General features: G+C 36.8%; 35 protein-coding genes and 1 tRNA gene. 26 read left to right on the forward strand and 10 right to left on the reverse strand.

Going from position 1 to position 17,828, the window contains the following annotated elements:
- The 6 genes from F1325_RS06315 to F1325_RS06335 form a co-directional block, all read right to left on the reverse strand.
- On the reverse strand, positions 1 to 321 hold the full coding sequence (locus F1325_RS06315; RefSeq protein WP_109373564.1) for a hypothetical protein: 321 nt from the start codon (positions 319 to 321) through the stop codon (positions 1 to 3).
- Positions 318 to 470, reverse strand: coding sequence for a hypothetical protein (locus F1325_RS19120; protein ID WP_164530398.1), 153 nt, complete (start codon positions 468 to 470; stop codon positions 318 to 320). Before F1325_RS19120 ends, F1325_RS06315 begins: the two co-directional genes overlap by 4 nt.
- Complete coding sequence (locus tag F1325_RS06320) at positions 467 to 742, reverse strand: hypothetical protein (RefSeq protein WP_098943682.1); 276 nt, start codon at positions 740 to 742, stop codon at positions 467 to 469. The genes F1325_RS19120 and F1325_RS06320 overlap by 4 nt, the downstream gene beginning before the upstream one ends.
- A complete protein-coding gene (locus F1325_RS06325) occupies positions 733 to 909 on the reverse strand; it encodes a hypothetical protein (protein WP_160230130.1) in 177 nt (58 codons plus the stop codon). Before F1325_RS06325 ends, F1325_RS06320 begins: the two co-directional genes overlap by 10 nt.
- A gap of 88 nt (positions 910 to 997) precedes the next feature.
- Entirely contained in the window at positions 998 to 1,225 is a 228-nt protein-coding gene (locus F1325_RS06330; protein ID WP_098943681.1) for a hypothetical protein, read from the reverse strand.
- Between the two features lie 88 nt (positions 1,226 to 1,313).
- Positions 1,314 to 1,538, reverse strand: a complete 225-nt coding sequence (locus F1325_RS06335; RefSeq protein WP_138158020.1) for a hypothetical protein — start codon at positions 1,536 to 1,538, stop codon at positions 1,314 to 1,316.
- A gap of 80 nt (positions 1,539 to 1,618) precedes the next feature.
- Here F1325_RS06335 and F1325_RS06340 point away from each other — a divergent pair, with 80 nt between their 5' ends.
- Positions 1,619 to 1,993 carry a hypothetical protein gene (locus tag F1325_RS06340; protein WP_098943679.1) on the forward strand — a complete coding sequence of 125 codons (375 nt, stop codon included), beginning with the start codon at positions 1,619 to 1,621 and terminating at the stop codon, positions 1,991 to 1,993.
- Between the two features lie 199 nt (positions 1,994 to 2,192).
- On the opposite strand, the gene F1325_RS06345 is transcribed toward F1325_RS06340, so the two are convergent.
- Positions 2,193 to 2,420 carry a hypothetical protein gene (locus tag F1325_RS06345; RefSeq protein WP_420094321.1) on the reverse strand — a complete coding sequence of 76 codons (228 nt, stop codon included), beginning with the start codon at positions 2,418 to 2,420 and terminating at the stop codon, positions 2,193 to 2,195.
- Between the two features lie 520 nt (positions 2,421 to 2,940).
- On the opposite strand from F1325_RS06345, the gene F1325_RS06350 reads away from it, so the two are divergent.
- A complete protein-coding gene (locus F1325_RS06350) occupies positions 2,941 to 3,135 on the forward strand; it encodes a DUF2767 family protein (RefSeq protein ID WP_098943677.1) in 195 nt (64 codons plus the stop codon).
- 155 nt (positions 3,136 to 3,290) lie between these two features.
- Here the strand turns inward: F1325_RS06350 and F1325_RS06355 are convergent, their stop codons facing one another.
- Positions 3,291 to 3,578, reverse strand: a complete 288-nt coding sequence (locus F1325_RS06355; RefSeq protein ID WP_231039483.1) for a DUF3024 domain-containing protein — start codon at positions 3,576 to 3,578, stop codon at positions 3,291 to 3,293.
- Positions 3,579 to 3,640: 62 nt separating this feature from the next.
- A complete protein-coding gene (locus tag F1325_RS06360) occupies positions 3,641 to 4,351 on the reverse strand; it encodes a LexA family protein (RefSeq protein WP_098943676.1) in 711 nt (236 codons plus the stop codon).
- Positions 4,352 to 4,446: 95 nt separating this feature from the next.
- Between F1325_RS06360 and F1325_RS06365 the strand changes: the two genes are divergently transcribed.
- From F1325_RS06365 to F1325_RS06450, 21 genes are all read left to right on the forward strand, one after another.
- A complete protein-coding gene (locus tag F1325_RS06365; protein WP_088495874.1) occupies positions 4,447 to 4,632 on the forward strand; it encodes a Cro/CI family transcriptional regulator in 186 nt (61 codons plus the stop codon).
- A 118-nt stretch (positions 4,633 to 4,750) separates the two neighbouring features.
- Positions 4,751 to 5,098, forward strand: a complete 348-nt coding sequence (locus F1325_RS06370) for a hypothetical protein (protein WP_004247478.1) — start codon at positions 4,751 to 4,753, stop codon at positions 5,096 to 5,098.
- A gap of 95 nt (positions 5,099 to 5,193) precedes the next feature.
- A complete protein-coding gene (locus tag F1325_RS19125; RefSeq protein WP_004251793.1) occupies positions 5,194 to 5,367 on the forward strand; it encodes a hypothetical protein in 174 nt (57 codons plus the stop codon).
- A complete protein-coding gene (locus F1325_RS06375; protein ID WP_109374413.1) occupies positions 5,364 to 6,131 on the forward strand; it encodes a helix-turn-helix domain-containing protein in 768 nt (255 codons plus the stop codon). Before F1325_RS19125 ends, F1325_RS06375 begins: the two co-directional genes overlap by 4 nt.
- Positions 6,131 to 7,516: a replicative DNA helicase gene (locus tag F1325_RS06380; protein ID WP_160230131.1), complete on the forward strand. Its 1,386-nt coding sequence runs from the start codon at positions 6,131 to 6,133 to the stop codon at positions 7,514 to 7,516. The genes F1325_RS06375 and F1325_RS06380 overlap by 1 nt, the downstream gene beginning before the upstream one ends.
- 21 nt (positions 7,517 to 7,537) lie before the next feature.
- Positions 7,538 to 7,873, forward strand: coding sequence for a hypothetical protein (locus F1325_RS06385; protein ID WP_017628812.1), 336 nt, complete (start codon positions 7,538 to 7,540; stop codon positions 7,871 to 7,873).
- A gap of 67 nt (positions 7,874 to 7,940) precedes the next feature.
- The gene (locus F1325_RS06390) at positions 7,941 to 8,390 is read left to right on the forward strand and encodes a YbcN family protein (RefSeq protein WP_160230132.1); all 450 of its coding nucleotides are present in this window, start codon (positions 7,941 to 7,943) and stop codon (positions 8,388 to 8,390) included.
- Between the two features lie 78 nt (positions 8,391 to 8,468).
- Entirely contained in the window at positions 8,469 to 8,759 is a 291-nt protein-coding gene (locus F1325_RS06395) for a DUF1364 domain-containing protein (RefSeq protein ID WP_004245984.1), read from the forward strand.
- Positions 8,756 to 9,112: a RusA family crossover junction endodeoxyribonuclease gene (locus F1325_RS06400; protein ID WP_004245983.1), complete on the forward strand. Its 357-nt coding sequence runs from the start codon at positions 8,756 to 8,758 to the stop codon at positions 9,110 to 9,112. The genes F1325_RS06395 and F1325_RS06400 overlap by 4 nt, the downstream gene beginning before the upstream one ends.
- Positions 9,112 to 9,744, forward strand: coding sequence for a bacteriophage antitermination protein Q (locus tag F1325_RS06405; RefSeq protein ID WP_098943672.1), 633 nt, complete (start codon positions 9,112 to 9,114; stop codon positions 9,742 to 9,744). Before F1325_RS06400 ends, F1325_RS06405 begins: the two co-directional genes overlap by 1 nt.
- Before the next feature lie 238 nt (positions 9,745 to 9,982).
- Complete coding sequence (locus F1325_RS06410; protein WP_160230133.1) at positions 9,983 to 10,441, forward strand: Hsp20 family protein; 459 nt, start codon at positions 9,983 to 9,985, stop codon at positions 10,439 to 10,441.
- A 580-nt stretch (positions 10,442 to 11,021) separates the two neighbouring features.
- Positions 11,022 to 11,234, forward strand: a complete 213-nt coding sequence (cspE, locus tag F1325_RS06415) for a transcription antiterminator/RNA stability regulator CspE (RefSeq protein WP_041701226.1) — start codon at positions 11,022 to 11,024, stop codon at positions 11,232 to 11,234.
- A 7-nt stretch (positions 11,235 to 11,241) separates the two neighbouring features.
- Positions 11,242 to 11,382, forward strand: coding sequence for a hypothetical protein (locus F1325_RS19530; protein WP_419775829.1), 141 nt, complete (start codon positions 11,242 to 11,244; stop codon positions 11,380 to 11,382).
- Between the two features lie 339 nt (positions 11,383 to 11,721).
- Positions 11,722 to 11,799, forward strand: a tRNA-OTHER gene (locus F1325_RS06420).
- Positions 11,800 to 11,882: 83 nt separating this feature from the next.
- Positions 11,883 to 12,290 carry a phosphate-starvation-inducible protein PsiE gene (gene psiE / locus F1325_RS06425; protein WP_098943670.1) on the forward strand — a complete coding sequence of 136 codons (408 nt, stop codon included), beginning with the start codon at positions 11,883 to 11,885 and terminating at the stop codon, positions 12,288 to 12,290.
- A 100-nt stretch (positions 12,291 to 12,390) separates the two neighbouring features.
- Positions 12,391 to 13,386 (forward strand): YbgA family protein, encoded by a 996-nt coding sequence (locus F1325_RS06430; RefSeq protein ID WP_109372766.1) that lies wholly within the window; start codon positions 12,391 to 12,393, stop codon positions 13,384 to 13,386.
- A 24-nt stretch (positions 13,387 to 13,410) separates the two neighbouring features.
- Complete coding sequence (locus tag F1325_RS06435; RefSeq protein WP_098943667.1) at positions 13,411 to 13,920, forward strand: lipocalin family protein; 510 nt, start codon at positions 13,411 to 13,413, stop codon at positions 13,918 to 13,920.
- Positions 13,921 to 14,411: 491 nt separating this feature from the next.
- Positions 14,412 to 14,681, forward strand: coding sequence for a hypothetical protein (locus F1325_RS06440; protein WP_098943665.1), 270 nt, complete (start codon positions 14,412 to 14,414; stop codon positions 14,679 to 14,681).
- Positions 14,681 to 15,151, forward strand: a complete 471-nt coding sequence (locus F1325_RS06445) for a lysozyme (protein ID WP_109850508.1) — start codon at positions 14,681 to 14,683, stop codon at positions 15,149 to 15,151. Before F1325_RS06440 ends, F1325_RS06445 begins: the two co-directional genes overlap by 1 nt.
- Positions 15,133 to 15,291, forward strand: a complete 159-nt coding sequence (locus tag F1325_RS19130; RefSeq protein WP_004244729.1) for a hypothetical protein — start codon at positions 15,133 to 15,135, stop codon at positions 15,289 to 15,291. Before F1325_RS06445 ends, F1325_RS19130 begins: the two co-directional genes overlap by 19 nt.
- Before the next feature lie 2 nt (positions 15,292 to 15,293).
- Positions 15,294 to 15,755: a lysis protein gene (locus tag F1325_RS06450; RefSeq protein ID WP_109850507.1), complete on the forward strand. Its 462-nt coding sequence runs from the start codon at positions 15,294 to 15,296 to the stop codon at positions 15,753 to 15,755.
- 505 nt (positions 15,756 to 16,260) lie between these two features.
- On the opposite strand, the gene F1325_RS06455 is transcribed toward F1325_RS06450, so the two are convergent.
- On the reverse strand, positions 16,261 to 16,689 hold the full coding sequence (locus F1325_RS06455; RefSeq protein WP_036976683.1) for a hypothetical protein: 429 nt from the start codon (positions 16,687 to 16,689) through the stop codon (positions 16,261 to 16,263).
- A 15-nt stretch (positions 16,690 to 16,704) separates the two neighbouring features.
- On the opposite strand from F1325_RS06455, the gene F1325_RS06460 reads away from it, so the two are divergent.
- The 3 genes from F1325_RS06460 to F1325_RS06465 all read left to right on the forward strand — a co-directional run bounded on the left by F1325_RS06460 (position 16,705) and on the right by F1325_RS06465 (position 17,826).
- On the forward strand, positions 16,705 to 16,872 hold the full coding sequence (locus tag F1325_RS06460; protein WP_160230134.1) for a hypothetical protein: 168 nt from the start codon (positions 16,705 to 16,707) through the stop codon (positions 16,870 to 16,872).
- A 101-nt stretch (positions 16,873 to 16,973) separates the two neighbouring features.
- Positions 16,974 to 17,138 (forward strand): hypothetical protein, encoded by a 165-nt coding sequence (locus F1325_RS19135; RefSeq protein WP_164530411.1) that lies wholly within the window; start codon positions 16,974 to 16,976, stop codon positions 17,136 to 17,138.
- A gap of 85 nt (positions 17,139 to 17,223) precedes the next feature.
- On the forward strand, positions 17,224 to 17,826 hold the full coding sequence (locus tag F1325_RS06465) for a hypothetical protein (protein ID WP_208797908.1): 603 nt from the start codon (positions 17,224 to 17,226) through the stop codon (positions 17,824 to 17,826).
- Positions 17,827 to 17,828 lie beyond the last annotated feature (2 nt).

Consider the following 17,828-nt stretch of genomic DNA (forward strand, 5'->3'; position numbering starts at 1 on the left):
TTAATCCCCTAAATATTGACCTTGACGGCGATCACTTCCGTAGTAATCGACTTCAAATTTATTACTAGGCGTATATGTCCTTTTTGAATCTCGTTGGGCTTGAATATGCTCAGGAAGAGGAGGGTGATTTTTCGATGTGTTCAAGTTCATGTGTAGCAATTCCATTGCTAATCGTTTTTCCCTATCTGGCACACTTGTATTCGGCAATTGACCGTCAATCATTGCAATTGCCTTAGCGAGAGCCTCTTCTCTATTTTTTTCTAACTGTGATGTTAATCGAGGGTATTTTTTTGTTGGGCAGAAATGAGAGATATTGTTCATTGAAAATCTCCCTGAAAGTCCTTCATTGGCAATGACAATCCTTGCCGTCCTAACACTTCCGTTTGATACATAAATTCATCGAGCTCGCGTTCCTGCGATTCTTTGCACCTCCTGCGCAATTCTTCTAACCATTGTTGATGGTCTGTCACGCAACCCTCCTGAAATACAACTCATTGAGTATCTTTGCAACCACTTCCCCTCGTCCTGAGAGATGAATAGCCGTAGCAAGTGACTTTTCATCATATTGACTGATTATGTAATCAACGACTTCTGAGGGGGCAGGTTGGTAATATTGGGTAAGTTCTCCAAATGATTCGGTTTCAATGTGGACATCGTTGAGATTCTGAAAGGTTATTTCCGTGCCATTATTTCGGTTTCTGCTCGTCATATCGGCATAGGTGTAACGTATAGTTAGTGACATACTTTCCTCCCATAAGCTTTCATTTGTAATTGACTTGCTAATCGCCAAATATTTTTGTTATTTGTAGAGACGGCTATCCTTGCAGCTTGACGAGCAAGTTGTAAAAAAGGTGTAGAGATACTCACCGCCATGCCGTCACGCATAGCGCTGTAATAGTTAGTTTTCATGGTGACCTCGCTAGATGAGCGATAAGGTGGTTATCTGGTGTTGGCGAAGTGAAGGTGTATTAATTTATTTTTAATGATTTGAATTTTATTAGTGTGTTATTTTATTGAGCAATGTGTTTATAGCAGCTTTTTTAAATGATGATTTAATTGAATTTTCTCCAACTAAATTATCTGAGAAGTTACTTAGTAATATAGCTAATTCTGGTGCTTCTTCATGAGCGTATACTTGTGTTTTTACTTCAACATGTGGTGATTTAATTTTATGGTCTAAAGTTAATTTCACATTAATAACGACACTGGTTTCTTGTTTCATCATTTTTATTTCCTTTTAATGAATATAATTAATTACGAAATATTTTGTTTATATATCTAAATATATGGTGGGTTATTGTTGAGCGAGAGCTTTAGAGTTTTGCTACAACTTCGTCATAATTGACTTCAAAGTCTTCGCAGGTTTCTTTCAAGTCGTTAAAGTTAATTGCGTGATTTAAGGCGCTAACTTCATCCTGAGTTAGTTGTTCATCTCGGTAATCATTAAATCCAACTGATAACAATTTACCGCCTAATATCTCTGTTCCTGTATTAACAGACGGCTCCTTACCATCTTCATACTCAACTACGAATGTCATTTTACTCATGTCATACATCCTTCGTTATTAACTAACATACTGATATACTCCATTTAACTTAAATAAATGGATTTGTTTTCATGAAATTAATTACTGTTGCTGCGCTTTTATTCACAACATCTGCAATAGCTGATAATCAGTGCAAGCCAGATGATATTTGTTTGTCTTTCAAAACTAGTAAAGGTGAGCTTTTTATTGCATGTAAAAATATAGAATCAGCAGAAATTGACTCTCATATACAAGAAAATGATTCCTTGAGAATTAGACTTAAAAATGATACTGGTCTGAGTAATTTTTCTGTTAAAAATATCGGTCAAATAGCAGATATTAATATTAACGGAGTCAAGTATACTCAGGCTGTCATCACATCTCGTATGGATACTTCTATTAGAGTTACAGTAACTTCAAGTCCTAACTTTCAATTAGTAGACGATTTGATAAGGTGTATTAATTAAACATGACGCTAGTAGCCTGAATACTCACGAAGTGCGTCTACTATTTCATCACATTCAACAATTAGACTAATTTTTGAATTATCATCACACTCTTTTAACCGACCAAGTTTGATGGATTATTTTCTCAACATCTTTGCTTGCCATTCTGGATTGTAACTATCTGGAGTTTTAATTCCCATCTCTATCTCCTATCTATTAATCAACGTGCCGTAACCCCGAATTCACTGCTCGGCTGTTTTGTTTTAACTCCTGAAAATACTGCTACATTAGGTAAGCAACAGTTATCTGCTGAGTCATAAACTTTAGTACTACGAATTGAAATTGCTTTTTCAACCCTACTAACTGGTTTGCGTGTTAGTGATAAAGTAGGGCGCTTTATTTCTTCTTTTGGCTTGCCATGAATGGCAACTTTTAACTGTTCATTCATAGCATATGCGTTTTGTAATTCCGTTCTACGGTCAGCTCTGCGACTTCTAGCGCAGTTATATCCGCGAATACACATAATTACCACCTCCGAATAAGTTTTGGTGATTGGTGGTAGGTGCTGATCTCCTACTTTCGGTGTTACGTCATGCGACTTATTGAGTTATTGCCGATCCCTATATTGCTAATCAGCTTTATCATTCACCAATCCAAAAACTTACTGTTTTTGGTTTGCGCATTTTTCAGCGCGTTCTGTTAAAGAGCGAACATCCTGTTTATCTATGGCTTCTTGCCTTTGGTATGTTAAATATAACCAGCGGTGATTTACAGGTCAACACCGCGGGTAATTAAAATATAACTAGCGGTGTTAATTTATTGTATTTCCAGATAATTTATTTTCAAAAAAATCTCAAGTTGGAATGCAGATCACTTTAATAGACAAACCTCAGTGCAGAAAACAAACAAAAATGTTTATGTGCATATCCAGTAGAGTGTTATTGTTTAAATATTGAACGGAGGTGTGTATGAATATTGAAAGAGATGCTATTTATGAAAGTGTATGCCAAGTTGTAGGAAGGTCTGTAATGTTATTAAACGAAAAAGGTTACCGCATTACACATAAGAATATCTCAGCAATTTTAGAAGAGCAGCGTGTAAATGAAGAGAGTAAACATATGATTGCTATTTATAGTATAGCTATTGATTTGATTGATAAATAAGTGAAAAAGAAGCCCCCATGGGAGGGCTGGGCATTAGTAATTAATCTTCATCTTCAAACAAGCAGTTATATTCACTATAAGCCATTAATTCTGGATAATATACAAGGCCAGCTTTTTCTTGAATAGATTATATTGTCGTTGAGCATACTCAGTTACTAACCAAAGAAATATCCGCAAACATTTTCTTCTACTAATTGAATTGCATCAGAGAAGCTACCTAACATTTTTTCATCGTAGTGGTGCCAGTTGCTATTTTTATCCATCCAAAGCAGAGACCATGAACTAGAATGCCTATTATATGTTATTTTTGCTATTGGTTCTTCTACTTTGCCATCACTCCATATTAGTTGTCTAATTTCAAAGATAATTACTGAGTCGTCCTCGATACGATACTGTAGATCTAATTCATCTCTCAGGTGCTCTGCTGGGCGGCGTTTTTCCATGAAAAACTCCATACACCGTCTAATATTTGCTATCTCAATATTGTTAAACGCCATACTCCCTCCTAAAACGTGTCGTCAGGCCATTGTGACTTGATTACCTTACCTATGATTGTGCAATTCCCATTAATGGGGATCAGGTCATAGCGTGGGTTTAATGGCTCTAGATACTCAATCCCGCCTTCTCTAATAAGTCGTTTGAATGTAAATTCATCATTCAGTAAACGAGCAACACAGAAATCTCCGAACTCGACTTCTTCTTCAGGATCTACCAGAATTAGCATTCCTTCTGGAAAACTTGGCTTTCCTCCAGGTGGGGCTGTCATTGATTGCCCTTCAACTTCTAACCAGAAAGCGCGCTCACTAGCTTTCTTAGCTGTCGGTATCCAATACACAGCATCTTTCTGAGTGTATGAGTTAAATTCTGTTGAGAAAGCGCCAGCTTGTACCTTTGTAAATAGAGGGTACTGGTATTTTTCATTCATACTTGGTGTTTTTAATGGGCTGACAGCTTTAAACATACCTCTAATTTCTTTGGCTAGAGATGGGCTAAATTCATCAACAGTGACTTGCAATGCTTCTGCTAGCTTAGCTGCATTCTCTATATTTAATGCATTTACGCCATTCAATAATTGAGCAATGGCACTTTGCCCCATGCCGATTGAATCACCAAGGGTTTCTTGTGACAAGCTGAGCTCTTTCTTTTTTGCCTCAAATATATTTTTTAGGCGAAGAGCGTCAGCTTTTTGTTCATCTGTGATCGGTTTTTTTTTCATACTGCAATTTTATTACCAAATGGAATATTTACCAATCACCGCAGGTGTTGACTATTTTATCACTTGCGGTAATAATGATTAAAAAAGGAGAAACTATGGAAAAAGTCCCTCTTACTAAATTTGCTACTGAGCTAGGACAACACAAAACGGCTGAATTGTTAGGTGTTAGGCAAAGCGCAATAAGTAAAGCAATTTTAAAGAAAAGAAATATTTTCATTATCAGAAAACAAGATGGAACAGTTGAGGCTGAAGAAGTTAAGCCGTTTCCATCAGGAAAATAAGTATCATCCTGCTCTTTAACAGCTCTGCGCTGAAAAATGCGCACCTAAACAATCCGCTCATATGGAATGAGCCACGGATCATTATTGTCCCTTAGTTAACTCATAAGGACTCTAAACAATGGAATGCGCAAATACACGCAAACAATTCAATCAATTTATCTCTAATCACCTAATAGCTTCAGCATTGCAAGCATTGAGAAATAAAACTCAGTCTGCCGTGGCTAGAACGTTAGGTGTTCATGATTCAACAATCCTACGTCGAACTGAAAAATATCCTGAAATATGCGAAACGCTTGTCGCATCGGGAATTATTGATTTTGTGATGGAAGGAGAACGAAAAATCTCAGAAGAAGAGTACCGATTTTTGTGGAAACAAATGGGTGAACTTTCTCAAATGAAAATAAAAGAAAACGCCTCGATTGCGGCAACAAACGAGGCGTGTTGTTCAATGGAATTCACCATTTAACGTACAAATACACTGTATCAATATCCAGTTTTTATCACAAGGGGAAACTTCGGTTTCCCTTTTTTGATACAGCTTTGGAATGGAGAAATTATACCATGAGACAAAGAATAAATCATGAATTTAATGGCTGTGATGAGCATAAAAACATCATGAGAAATAGGCTATTACAAGAAATAACCCCACTGGGTTGTCAGCGTTTAAAGGAAGCATTGAAAGACGCAAAATTAAGGAAAGCACATCGGGATAAGTTATTAGGAGAGCGAAAATGAGTATGCTTCTAATGGCAAAAGCCATGCAATTACAGGTGGGGAGTACAGCACAAAAAATGGTGCTACTGAAACTTGCCGATAATGCCAATGATAAAGGCGAGTGCTTTCCTTCTTATGAAACTATTGCACGTCATTGCGAAATTAGCCGTCAAAGTGCGATAAACCACATTAAAAGTTTATGTAAAAAAGGGTTTGTTCGTAAAGTTACGCGAAAAACTGATAAGGGGCATACTTCCAATTTATATATTTTGGATTTGGAGGCTAAATCTCTTGATGAGGGTAGTCAAAATACAGTACCACCTAGTCAAAATTCTGTACCAGAGGTAGTCAAAGAATTTGACCACGGTAGTCAAACGGTTGGACTAGGGGGTAGTCAAAAATTTTTACCCAGAACCAGTCAGTCTTTTAACCAGTCAATTAACTCTAAAAAATTATCGTCTGACGACTCGAAACCTGCAAAGCAGATTTCAATTAATCGGCAAGCTAAAATTCCTTATCAGGAAATCATGCAAGCCTTCAACGAATCAGCAGGGGATAGATTACCCAATGCCGAATCACTGAATGACAAACGCAAACGAGCAATATCCAAATTCCTGAAAGAGCTTAAAGAGCCCACAGTCGAATCAGCTAAAAATTATTTTGATTATTTTATGGAAACGGCGAGTGCTTGGTATTTCGGCGAAAATAATCGGGGTTGGCGAGCGAATTTTGATTATTTACTCAGACCTGAAACGGTACTCAAAACAAGGGAAGGAGCACTGTGATGAACCAAGTTCCGAATAATTTAATGGCGGAACAAAATGTTATTGGAGGACTCCTGCTTGACCCGCAAAGTGATAATGCGCAATCAATTTTTTCACTGCTAAAACCTGAAGATTTTTATGCCCGACACCATCAAATTATTTATCTCACCCTGCGAGAAATGTATACCCAACGTATGCCAATAGACATCATGACGGTGACGGATTGTCTGGAGTCAAAAGGCCGAATTAATCAATCAGGTGGTTTTGCCTATCTTGCTGAGATGGCAAGAGAAACACCGAGTATTGCTAACATTATGGCTTATGCGAAAAAAATCCGAGAGTGTTCCGCACAGCGTTTTGTTATCGAAAAGACGGTTGAAATTCAAAAACTCATGATGGTGCCAAGTGAGTTAAGTTTTACGGATAAAATTGAACAAGCACAACGCTTGCTTGATGAAGCCACGTCGTTTGGAAAAATGGGGAGAAAAACAGGGCTACGCCGAATTGATGATGTGTTGGATGATGTTTTTACCGATATTTGTGACCGCCAAGATACCCCAGAGAAACATCGAGGATTAAAAACGGGATTTAAAGATTTTGACCGCCTATTAAGCCCAAAACAGATTGTCATCGGTTCTCTGTTCGTGATTGGTGCTCGTCCAAAGATGGGGAAAACAACCGTTCTCACTGAAATGGCAAAAAATGTCTCACAACAAGGTAAGCCTGTATTGTTGTTCAGCATGGAAATGACGGATAAACAGCTTGTTGAACGGACACTAGCCCAACAAACCCAGATTAATTCAGATAAATTTTACCAAAAGTTAGAGGAGTATGAATGGGATAGGCTTTGCAGTGCCATCGGTCGCCTTAAAGATGAGCCCAATATTTGGGTGGATGATACACCCGGCATGTCCTTACAACACATTCGTTCTGAAAGTCGGAGAATTAAGCGCAAAGTCGGTGATATTGGGTTTATTGGTGTCGATTACCTCACTCTGATGCAAGCGGGAAAAGCTGACCGTAATGATATTGCCTATGGTGAAATCACTAAGGGGCTAAAGATATTGGCAAAAGAGCTCAATACGGTGGTTGTGTTGCTTGTACAACTGAATCGGGGATTGGAAAACAGGGCAGATAAACGCCCCGTACCAAGTGATTCAAGAGATACAGGACAAATCGAGCAAGATTGTGATTATTGGTTAGGCATTTATCGTGATGCGGTGTACCACGATAATGCGGATGAAACACTGACCGAGATGATTTTAAGACTCAATCGACACGGTAAAACAGGTACTGTGTATGTTGACCAACAAGGATTGAGTATTACATCGGTTGATCAATATATGGCTGCTTATCGCGCTCAACCGAAACGAGAGCCTAAAAGGTATTGTGAAAAATCGTTTTAATTCGATAGAGGGATTTTAGATATGACAATAAAACAACTACAGAAAAAAATTCATCAACAAAACATTGAGGCTGGATGGTGGGATATCCCAAGGGAAAAAGGAACCTTACTTTGCTTGATCCATTCTGAAATTAGTGAAGCAATGGAGGGGGAGCGTAAAGATCTAATGGATTACCATTTACCACATAGAAAAATGGCAGAAGTTGAACTTGCTGATGCTGTTATTCGTATTTTGGATTATGCGGAAGAGTTCGGTTACGACATCGAAAGCGCTATTACAGAGAAACTCGAATACAACAAACATCGAGTAGATCATCAGCGAGAAAATAGAGTTAAAAAAGGAGGTAAACGATTTTAATTTAGCAATTTCCGAGATGAAACTAGGTGTTTGTATATTTAAAAAATAATGATGGAGAGGTTGTTTAGTGACAGATGATATCTGTCTCCATAAATCCAATCTCAACAGTATTTTCAAAGTGCTCTCCGAAATCGTGACAACAGGTAAACGCTATCGCATCAAAATCACCGAGTGGCGTGATTTAAGAACCATACCCATGAATAAAACATGGCGTATGTGGATGGAAAACACAGGCGAGTGGTTACGTGCACGTGGCGTTGTTATCGATATTAAAAATGGTGTCGGTGAAGTTGTTTTATCAAAGCCCATCACTAATGAGGAAACTCATGAATATTTCGTTGGACATTGGCTAGGACGCAATGAAAACGGTGAGCGTGAAAAAACCAGCAAGATGGATAAAGCAAGGATGCTTTACATGATGGAGAAACATGAACAATGGTGCATTGAGAAGGGAATTCCGATCATCATTCCTCGTAACTCTGAATATATGAGTTTGAAAAGAAAGCAAGAAGAATAGGAAATAGTGATGATTATTTCAGTTAATAACATGATCGTTTTTATTTTAGAGTGATAAAAAATAGTAATCAGGAGGCTCATGATGAATTTACGCAATGAGGCAAAAGGGCGTGAATGTCAGATTAGAATACCTTCAGTTTGTAATGGTAACTCTGAAACGGTTGTTTTAGCCCATTACAGAATGTCAGGTCTTTGTGGCGTCGGAATAAAATCGCATGACTTATTTGGCGCTTGGGCTTGTAGTGCATGTCACGATGAAGTTGATAGACGAACACGATTTACGGATATGGAGTATGCAAAACAATGTCACCTAGAAGGTGTTTTGAGAACGCAAGCCATATTGATCCAAGAAGGGAAGTTGAACGTGTGAAGGTCTTTAATATCGAACCAGTACCTAAACCAAGGATGACTCAGGCTGATAAATGGAAAAAACGTCCCCCAGTTTTAAAGTATTTTGCGTTTAAGGACGAAGTAAAGTTAAACAAAATCACCCTACCTGAATCACATTACCACATTACATTCATTCTACCCATGCCGAAGAGTTGGAGTAAAACTAAACGCTCCGAAATGAACGGTAAACCCCATCAACAAAAACCGGATAAAGATAATCTCGAAAAAGCATTACTTGATGCTATTTTTGACGATGATTCACGTGTATGGGATGGGCGGGTAACAAAAGTGTGGGGAAAAAGGGGGCAGATAATTATCCAAGAGGTGCGATAGTGAATATTGAGTGGATACGCGAGCGAGTAAGTACAGCGTTGATGAATGTTTGTATTATAGAAAATGGGCCGTTAAGTGCCATGGAGGAACAAGCAATACTTGTAACCGATAGGTTTAAAAGAAACCCAATACGCTATGCGGGTGAAATAAAGTCTCGATACAGACTCCCCTCACATCCACTCAAAATTAAGCAAAAACATGCCAAAGGAAAATCAAAACCATTAATTAATGAAGTTACTTATCGCACTTCATCATGGCGCAGAGGTATTCATCAATTGCCTAACGAAATGCGCTTATGGTTACTCTATTGCTATGGTGATTATCAATATTATCGTGAGCAAATACTCATTGTTCCCTATATTTGGCATGAGTTTCAGCGATTAAATAGTAAAAAAAGGATAACGAAAAAAGTTAAGCAACGACTTCAATCTCTTACCTTACTAGCCATTCAGACGGTAAAAGCAGAAATTAATCAAACAGCAAAAAAATATACGGATGTTAAGCTCGCTGAATTGTTGGGCGTCAGTGCTGATGCTTGGCGAAAGAGCTATAAACTGTATTGGATTTGTTTATTAGATTGTTGCTATCAATTAGATAGAGATTCGCTATTCAAAATTAGCGCTTTAAGCTGATTAAAAAGTTGCAAAACTCCGTTTTTTTCTATAAATTAAATGCAATATTTATATAATAGTATAAATGTAAGTATTTCAAACCTCGCTTCGGCGGGGTTTTTTGTTATCTACAATCCCATGTAGGTCAAAGATAAAAAATTTAGGATTTAGGGCTTGAAAAATGCTTGCTCGTTCATATTTATATTTTGGGCAAATAAGATACCGCCCATAATTCACTAAATACTGAAGGAGGAGTTATATGCCTAACATTAAACCTTTTTCATTATTCCCAACATTATCTGACAACCTACTTTCAAATCGTTTTGATCAGATAGATCGCCTGTTTAGTCAGTTAACAGGCAGTAAGCCCATTGCATCACCAATTCAGACCTATAACCTGAAACAGATTGATGATAACCACTATGAACTGACAGTGAGTGTGCCTGGATATCAAGAAAATGACTTATCGGTTTCATTGAAAGGAAGTCGTTTATTGATTGAGGGGAAAAAAGAAGAAAAATCAGAAGAAGACAATGATAAATGGATCCACCGAGGCATATCTCAAGGGCAATTTACGTTGCAATTTGACCTCGGTAAAAATGTTAAAATAGAAAAAGCCGATTTATCAAGTGGACTTCTGATCATTGCTATTGAGTATGAATTACCTGAAGAAGAAAAACGACAAACAATAGCGATAGAAAATAAAGATAAAAGTTAATTGAGTTAGATAACGTGAATAAGATTAAGGCTACGCATGATGTGTAGCCTTAATTGTTTTCAATACACAATAAAAAAATGCCGATACGCTAGGAGTCATATCGGCATATAAAATAAACGCAAGAAGCAATGTAAGTCATGTCGTACTAATTCGTATCAAACCTGTCAATTTGATACGAATGTAATGATAATTATTCTCACTAAGATATTCAACCCTAAATTAAATAAGGTTACTTTGTAGCCTTTCCGTCTATGCCGACCACAGAATCAATACCCACTTATACCGTTCACACAAGAGCTGTGAGTCGGCACCTTTTAATAGGGTTTCATTCTTGATAGCACACACAAGTGCTTTTATTGCAAAAATAAAGTTTGCTATCTGAATTTTTCTATGGCTTAATGACATCACTGGTTTGGAAGTACAGGCCTATTTATGTTAGTCAGTTTAAAGTTGTTCACCGTTTAGCGTTATCCTCGATACCACTTCATTGCGAATTCCTTCTAATTAATTCCCATAAGTAAAAATAAAAAACAAACCCTCATATGCCTTATGGCAAATTAAATAAATTAAAGGAAATTCTATGTCTAATACAATGACTGGTTCAGTAAAATGGTTTAACGATGATAAAGGTTTTGGTTTCATCACTCCTAAAGATGGAAGTAAAGATGTATTTGTACATTACTCTGCAATTCAGAGTGATGACTTCAAATCTCTGATGGAAGGCCAAGAAGTTTCATTTACCATTGAAAATGGTATGAAAGGTCCAGCAGCAGGCAACGTGGTGGCTCTCTAAAGGCGCTATTACTATTCGCCTCTATTTTAAATGCCCTTGTTGTAGCGGTTCACAATATAGAACATCACAATTTGATGTTACAGTGAACAATCCACACGGCGCAAAATGTATTTTTTGTAAGACTGTGATGGCTGCTCAAATGAGTTAAGCGTTAAATAGTTGAATATATAGAACCTCGCTTTGGCGGGGTTTTTTTGTTGCTTAAATTTAAATATGATCCCTTTATATTTTAAAACGTACATATTCATTAGTGTGTGGTAAACTTAGGAAAGTAAACATACCTCATTGCTATCAACAGCAAACCTTGCATTTGCAAGTTTTTATCGAAAATAGATGCGGTATCTAAAGGAATGATTTCCTAAGGAGATGCCTATGAATTGGTCTGCGCTATTACACCGAATCCCCGCTTTTTTACGGAATGTAATTATCATTGCTTTATTGCTCTTAGTTGCATTTGTGATAGTTCGTTGGTTCAGGTAAATTCATTCCGCCATTAGCTTAACTGGGAGAGTATTTAGTTTTATTTAAACTAAAAGTCGAGGTTCGATACCTTGATGGCGGTCCAATTAAATATAAAGCTTCTCATCTATTTTTTATTTTAATCTATAGAAAACTTGATATTAGGAGCATAAACTCTTAGGAGTTATTATGACAGGACTAAATCAAACAAAAGTAATTAGTCGAGTTTTACAATGGATTAGTAGTGTTGGCCTGATATTGCTTGCAATTATTTTAATAATTTTTTTAGTTAAAGAAACTATTATCCTTGCTAATTTATTATTTACAGTTAGTGATCCAGTTTCAATTTATTTATTAGTTGATGGACTTATCATTTACTTTCTTTATTTTGAATTTATTGCATTAATTATTAAATATTTTCAGTCGAATTATCACTTTCCATTGCAATATTTTATTTATATTGCAATAACTGCGGTAATTAGGTTAATTGTTGTTGAACATAAAAATCCTCAGTTACTTATTGTTTACTCAGGAACGATACTGCTACTTGTTATTGCATTATATATTTCTAGTGCTGAAAGATTGAAACCTAATTAAAATTATAAAAGTAGTAAAAAAAGCATAATCTTACTAATATGAATACAGTTATGATCTACTATAATCAGATTATATGAATGTTTCATATGAGGTAGTAAGAATGTTTAACTCTGTTACAGATATTCACAAAAATAATTTTGTTGGTAAAAAAATTATTGTAGGGATTAGCACTTGTTTATTAGGGAATAATGTTAGGTTTGATGGTGGTCATAAGCGCTTTCATCTTGCCGTAGATGAACTATCTGATTATTTTGAATATCAATCGGCTTGTCCTGAGATGGCTATTGGTTTACCTACACCAAGGCCCGCACTAAGATTAGTTAAATCAAATTCAGGAGAAATTGCATTAAAATTTAGTAACGGGAGTGAAGGTGATTTAACTGAAAAGATGAATCGGTATTCTGTTGAGTATTTAGAGAAATTTAATCAGTTTAGTGGGTATATTGTTTGTGCAAAATCACCAAGTTGTGGATTAGAGCGTGTTCGTGTATATGATCCTATTGGTAATGGTAATAGGAAGGCTGGGACGGGTATTTTTACAGAAAATCTGAAAAAAATGATGCCTTGGTTACCAATAGAGGAAGATGGACGATTGAATGATCCTCATATAAGAGAAAATTTTGTTATACGTGTATTTGCACTGGATGAGTTGAATGAATTGAGAATGAACGCATTTACTCGTCAGTCTTTAATCGATTTCCATACAAGATATAAACTGCTCTTATTGGCTCATTCACAACCTCTTTATAGAGAGTTAGGTCGCTTTGTTGCTAATAATAAAGAATGGCATTCATTGGAAGCTTTTTTTGATGAATATCGAAATAGATTTATGACATTATTACAGCACCAAGCAACACGACGTAATCATACCAATGTTCTTATGCATGTGCAGGGGTATTTTAAGCGCTATTTAACATCAAATCAGCGACAAGCATTAAGTCAATTGATTTTAGAATACCGTCAAGGAATACAGCCTTTATTAGCACCTTTAACATTAATTAATCATTATCTATCAGAGCATCCTGATAATTATTTGAGTAAACAGAGATATTTTCATCCTTATCCTCAATCCTTAAGATTACGTTATGGATTATAATAAACTTATTGATAGGAGGAAAATATGATACGTTCTTTTGTCACTTTTTTAAGTTCATTTATTCTTACTGGATGCAATGTTATTCCTCCGAGTGACATTAAGCCTGTTAATAATTTTGATCTATCACGTTATCTTGGGCAGTGGTATGAGGTAGCTAGAATAGATAATCGTTTTGAAAAAGGCTTAACGAAAGTTACCGCAAATTATTCATTACGAGATGATGGTGGTGTTAAGGTTATTAATCGAGGTTGGAGTCAAAATAAACATCGCTGGAAAGAAAGTATCGGTAAGGCTTATTTTGTTGATTTATCTAATAAAGGTGCATTAAAAGTATCATTTTTTGGTCCATTCTATGGTGGATATAATATCATCAAATTGGATAAGAATTATCAATATTCTTTGGTTGTAGGACCAGATAAAGATTATTTATGGATATTATCACGTACACCGACCATGCCATCAAATTTGTTGAATGAATATATTAATTTTGCAACATCATATGGATTTGATAGTAACAGGATCATAATATTTTAACAAAAGGTATATAGCTGAATTTAAATACTATCTAATTTGATGGTATTTAATTTAATTATAATTTGAAAACGCCTATTCATATTATCCATTATAATAACACTGGTAATGATTATTTACACCTAAGAGCATGGGGATTTATGAGTTAGTGTTATCCAGGCTAGTCGTTTTGTTTTTATTGGTGAATAAAATGTGCACTTTTCTGATTTTTTATTTATATCGTTCTCGATTTGAGTTGTTTGTTTAACTGACTGATTTTTATCATTATTAGTTATTATAATGAAAGTAATTATAAAAAATAAAGAAATAAGAAATAAAATAATATATCGCACTTGATTACTCCGTTTCATAAATATTATTTATTATTTTATGAATAAATTTATAAATATGTACAGTAATAAATAAGAATTACTATATTTTTATAAATCATCTCGAAAATCTCTTAATAATTTCTCTTTATATTAATCATTAATGGGCACTCCGTAGGGGTGTATATGTGTATGGATAAATTAACCAATGTAACCTATGGAACAGCAGGCCTAACGGCCTTTTTTGCCAGTCTCTCTTTATATGAATGGGGATTTGTTATCGGGATGGCGTTCAGCATGGTTCTAGGTTTAGCCACTTATTTTATGACTCGAAGAGAACAGCGAAAACGTACTCAATTATTTGAAGAGCTTGTTCGTCATGTTGACCCACAAAACCCGACCGAAACGTTAAAAAGACTTGCTGAATTAATGGTGAAAGCACCAAAGGATATTTAATGTCTCTCAAACAGAAAATAGCGGCGCTAACAACAGCAGGAGCCACAGCAATCGCATTAGTAGTGATAGCCCATTTTGAAGGTGTGCGTTATGAACCTTATCGTGATGTGGCAGGCGTTTTGACGGTTTGTTATGGGCATACAGGCAAAGACATTATTCAAGGTAAGACATATACACAACAAGAATGTGATGCGTTATTACAAAACGATTTTATTAAGACACAACAGAAAGTCGATGCATTAATCAAAGTACCACTCGATGACTACACCAAAGCCGCTTTATATTCCTTTGCTTTTAATGTAGGAATGACAGCATTTGCTCGCTCAACATTACTCAAGAAATTAAATGCGGATGATAGAGCGGGTGCCTGTGAAGAAATAAAACGTTGGGTATATGCGGGTGGAAAGGTTTGGCGAGGGCTTGTCAGTCGTCGAGAAGCGGAGTCAGCACTATGTCATGGAAACCTTTAATCATCATTATCAGCTTTATCCTTGCATTACTCATTACAGTCGCTGGTGGCATTTATCTCTTGATTGATAACTCATGTACTAAAGACCAAGTTAGTTTAGAAAAGCGCTGTCAGATAGCTCTCTCACATCATCGGTACTAATCATGAAATACGGGAAACTCTATGCCGTCATTGCGATGGTAGGCATCATTGTGGGTAGTTATTGGGTGATTAACTGGCAAGCTAACAGAATTAATCTATTAGTAGAAACAAACAAAGAACTAACGATTGCTCTCGAAGAACAGAGGTCTATTAATACTGATTATCAAGCACGCATAATGCGATTAAATCAGTTGGATATTCAATATATACAGGAGTTAGCGAATGCCAAGAATGAAATTAGTCGCTTGCGTGATATTAGTGAGCATCATCCTGAGCGGGTGTATATCAAAGCCGAGTGCCCAAAAAACAAAACCACTCCCGCCACCCGCTTGGCTTATGCAACCACCGCCCGACCTACTGACACCGCTATCCGAAATTATTGGTTACTCCGAGAACGAATTGCAGAGTCAGAACAGATGATTAAAGGGTTGCAGGATTACATTAGAGTGGAGTGTGTGAACTAAAAAAAGCCCAGCATGGGTGCATGGGCAAACTAACTAAACACCAATCAGTAAGAGTATAGCGAGGTTGATTTTAGTTAGTATAGCTTAAGTAAGTATATATACCAGATTGATAATTCTGATTAACTTATTTCTTACCTAAATAAAAACGCAAGATAAAAATAACCCTGTGAGTTTGGGCTCCCACAGGGCTTTCACTAGTATGTGTGAAAACAATAGATTACCAATATTCAGTAAGCCAATCTGTTAATAATCAACGTAAGTTTTTAGAAAACAATCGCCTCGCAATAGCGGGGCTTTTTAATGGAGAAATATCATGGCAGTAGAAGGTTCAGAGAATCCAGTTAAATTCCGTGAAGAATTGGATAAAAGCATTCCAAAAGAATAACCCCGACAAGGTTAGATAAATCGTTTATCCATTAAGGAGGTCGATCCCTATCTTGACTGCTAGGAATAGACTAGAAGTGACCAAAGTAACGTAGTGACACGTGATGATGGTTGCGAATGGTTACTTTTTGTCGTCTGTATATATAGGCTTGGTGCAGGTGGCTTCCATCACAGGCATCCCTGGGGATGATATGGATTCAATTATTACTTTTGTGTCATTTCCACGAAGTAATGTAAGCCTTGTATCGTGGCTCATCCAATAGAATTCTTTGTAATAAGGTACTCCGAATTGAGATGAGTATGCTCCTTTTACCTTCATAGCATAGGTCGGAGATGGCATATGACTACTCTTTTTAGCTGGCGCTATCTTGAGGATTTGTGTTGCATTTGATTTATAAACAGAAAATATCTGGCTATCCTCACTTTTTTTGGTGGTGCCGTCTTGGGAGTAATTAATCCAAGAGCACTCCATTTCAAATATCAGGGTTTCATCTGTTGCATTAGCGCACACAGTGAACGGTATAAGTAAAGCAAAAAGATACTGTCTCATGATCCCTCTATGTCAATGCAATATCGTCTTACGACAAGACTATCACAAGAAGAGCTAACTATGACTGAAAAATATCACGTAATAGCAACTAAGAAAGATGGCTCAACATACAAAGGCATAATGACCACTAAAGAGCCTCATGTGACCAATAGGATAATCGGTAGCGCAAAAATAGAAAACTAAATAAATTAGACCAAAAATAGCGTGTTTTGGGCATTCTTCAGGCCTGTGAGGATAAATAAAGGTGAGCAATTAAGCTCTATAAAAGACACCGGAGAATTCTAATGTCTAAAACAACCGATCAGCTGATCAACAATCTTAAGCATAACTTCAAGTTACTGGAAACCATTTATCAATCAGGCTTGTCAATTTACTACAATACTGACGTAATCCATGATGCTATTGATGCAATCATTGATGAGTTAAGGCGACGAGGAGTTGCTATCTAACAATAGCCCGCTCCGGCGGGTTTTTTATTGCAAATCACAAAGCTCACTACGGTGAGTTTTTTAATTTGTTATTGAGGATATGAATATGGCTAAAAGACCAGATTGGGAGGCCATCGAGTCGGTTTACCGAGCTGGCGTGATGTCACTCCGAGAAATAGCTTCACAGCATGGCATATCTGAAGGGGCTATACGCAAGAGAGCTAAGAAAGATGATTGGTCGAGAGATCTTAACGCAAAGATAAAATCTCGTGCTGATGATTTGGTACGCAAAGAAGAAGTACGCAAGCAGGTACGCACAGAAACAACATTATCTGAGCGCGTACTTATTGAGGCTACGGCTGAGGTTATTGCTAATGTTCGTATGGAACACAGGGGCGATATACGGCGAGCGCGAGAACTGGCTAACGTCTTGTTTGATGAGCTGAGTACAGAGTGCGCAGATGTGCCTGCCTTGAGTAAGTTGGGCGACCTGATGTTTAATCCTGGCGATAACGGTCGCGACAAACTCAATGAAATTTATCACTCAATTATCTCCCTGCCTGAGCGTGTTAAATCAGCAAAAGCACTTAGTGAAACACTTAAGAACTTAATTGGACTTGAGCGTCAGGCATATGGCCTTGATGACGTTCAGCCGAATAAGACGGCTAGCCAACTATCAGATTTAATGGACGACCTATCTAAGGAATAATC

It is taken from the genome of Proteus columbae, from assembly GCF_009914335.1.
Classification (GTDB): domain Bacteria; phylum Pseudomonadota; class Gammaproteobacteria; order Enterobacterales; family Enterobacteriaceae; genus Proteus.

Bases quoted from the DNA above. Each gene is read 5' to 3' on its own strand.
- F1325_RS06315 (WP_109373564.1), bottom strand. From the start codon at position 321: ATGAACAATATCTCTCATTTCTGCCCAACAAAAAAATACCCTCGATTA.
- F1325_RS06320 (WP_098943682.1), bottom strand. From the start codon at position 742: ATGTCACTAACTATACGTTACACCTATGCCGATATGACGAGCAGAAAC.
- F1325_RS06325 (WP_160230130.1), bottom strand. From the start codon at position 909: ATGAAAACTAACTATTACAGCGCTATGCGTGACGGCATGGCGGTGAGT.
- F1325_RS06330 (WP_098943681.1), bottom strand. From the start codon at position 1,225: ATGATGAAACAAGAAACCAGTGTCGTTATTAATGTGAAATTAACTTTA.
- F1325_RS06335 (WP_138158020.1), bottom strand. From the start codon at position 1,538: ATGACATTCGTAGTTGAGTATGAAGATGGTAAGGAGCCGTCTGTTAAT.
- F1325_RS06340 (WP_098943679.1), top strand. From the start codon at position 1,619: ATGAAATTAATTACTGTTGCTGCGCTTTTATTCACAACATCTGCAATA.
- F1325_RS06345 (WP_420094321.1), bottom strand. From the start codon at position 2,420: ATGAATGAACAGTTAAAAGTTGCCATTCATGGCAAGCCAAAAGAAGAA.
- F1325_RS06350 (WP_098943677.1), top strand. From the start codon at position 2,941: ATGAATATTGAAAGAGATGCTATTTATGAAAGTGTATGCCAAGTTGTA.
- F1325_RS06355 (WP_231039483.1), bottom strand. From the start codon at position 3,578: ATGGAAAAACGCCGCCCAGCAGAGCACCTGAGAGATGAATTAGATCTA.
- F1325_RS06360 (WP_098943676.1), bottom strand. From the start codon at position 4,351: ATGAAAAAAAAACCGATCACAGATGAACAAAAAGCTGACGCTCTTCGC.
- F1325_RS06365 (WP_088495874.1), top strand. From the start codon at position 4,447: ATGGAAAAAGTCCCTCTTACTAAATTTGCTACTGAGCTAGGACAACAC.
- F1325_RS06370 (WP_004247478.1), top strand. From the start codon at position 4,751: ATGGAATGCGCAAATACACGCAAACAATTCAATCAATTTATCTCTAAT.
- F1325_RS19125 (WP_004251793.1), top strand. From the start codon at position 5,194: ATGAGACAAAGAATAAATCATGAATTTAATGGCTGTGATGAGCATAAA.
- F1325_RS06375 (WP_109374413.1), top strand. From the start codon at position 5,364: ATGAGTATGCTTCTAATGGCAAAAGCCATGCAATTACAGGTGGGGAGT.
- F1325_RS06380 (WP_160230131.1), top strand. From the start codon at position 6,131: ATGAACCAAGTTCCGAATAATTTAATGGCGGAACAAAATGTTATTGGA.
- F1325_RS06385 (WP_017628812.1), top strand. From the start codon at position 7,538: ATGACAATAAAACAACTACAGAAAAAAATTCATCAACAAAACATTGAG.
- F1325_RS06395 (WP_004245984.1), top strand. From the start codon at position 8,469: ATGATGAATTTACGCAATGAGGCAAAAGGGCGTGAATGTCAGATTAGA.
- F1325_RS06410 (WP_160230133.1), top strand. From the start codon at position 9,983: ATGCCTAACATTAAACCTTTTTCATTATTCCCAACATTATCTGACAAC.
- cspE (WP_041701226.1), top strand. From the start codon at position 11,022: ATGTCTAATACAATGACTGGTTCAGTAAAATGGTTTAACGATGATAAA.
- psiE (WP_098943670.1), top strand. From the start codon at position 11,883: ATGACAGGACTAAATCAAACAAAAGTAATTAGTCGAGTTTTACAATGG.
- F1325_RS06430 (WP_109372766.1), top strand. From the start codon at position 12,391: ATGTTTAACTCTGTTACAGATATTCACAAAAATAATTTTGTTGGTAAA.
- F1325_RS06435 (WP_098943667.1), top strand. From the start codon at position 13,411: ATGATACGTTCTTTTGTCACTTTTTTAAGTTCATTTATTCTTACTGGA.
- F1325_RS06440 (WP_098943665.1), top strand. From the start codon at position 14,412: ATGTGTATGGATAAATTAACCAATGTAACCTATGGAACAGCAGGCCTA.
- F1325_RS06445 (WP_109850508.1), top strand. From the start codon at position 14,681: ATGTCTCTCAAACAGAAAATAGCGGCGCTAACAACAGCAGGAGCCACA.
- F1325_RS19130 (WP_004244729.1), top strand. From the start codon at position 15,133: ATGTCATGGAAACCTTTAATCATCATTATCAGCTTTATCCTTGCATTA.
- F1325_RS06450 (WP_109850507.1), top strand. From the start codon at position 15,294: ATGAAATACGGGAAACTCTATGCCGTCATTGCGATGGTAGGCATCATT.
- F1325_RS06455 (WP_036976683.1), bottom strand. From the start codon at position 16,689: ATGAGACAGTATCTTTTTGCTTTACTTATACCGTTCACTGTGTGCGCT.
- F1325_RS06460 (WP_160230134.1), top strand. From the start codon at position 16,705: ATGCAATATCGTCTTACGACAAGACTATCACAAGAAGAGCTAACTATG.
- F1325_RS19135 (WP_164530411.1), top strand. From the start codon at position 16,974: ATGTCTAAAACAACCGATCAGCTGATCAACAATCTTAAGCATAACTTC.
- F1325_RS06465 (WP_208797908.1), top strand. From the start codon at position 17,224: ATGGCTAAAAGACCAGATTGGGAGGCCATCGAGTCGGTTTACCGAGCT.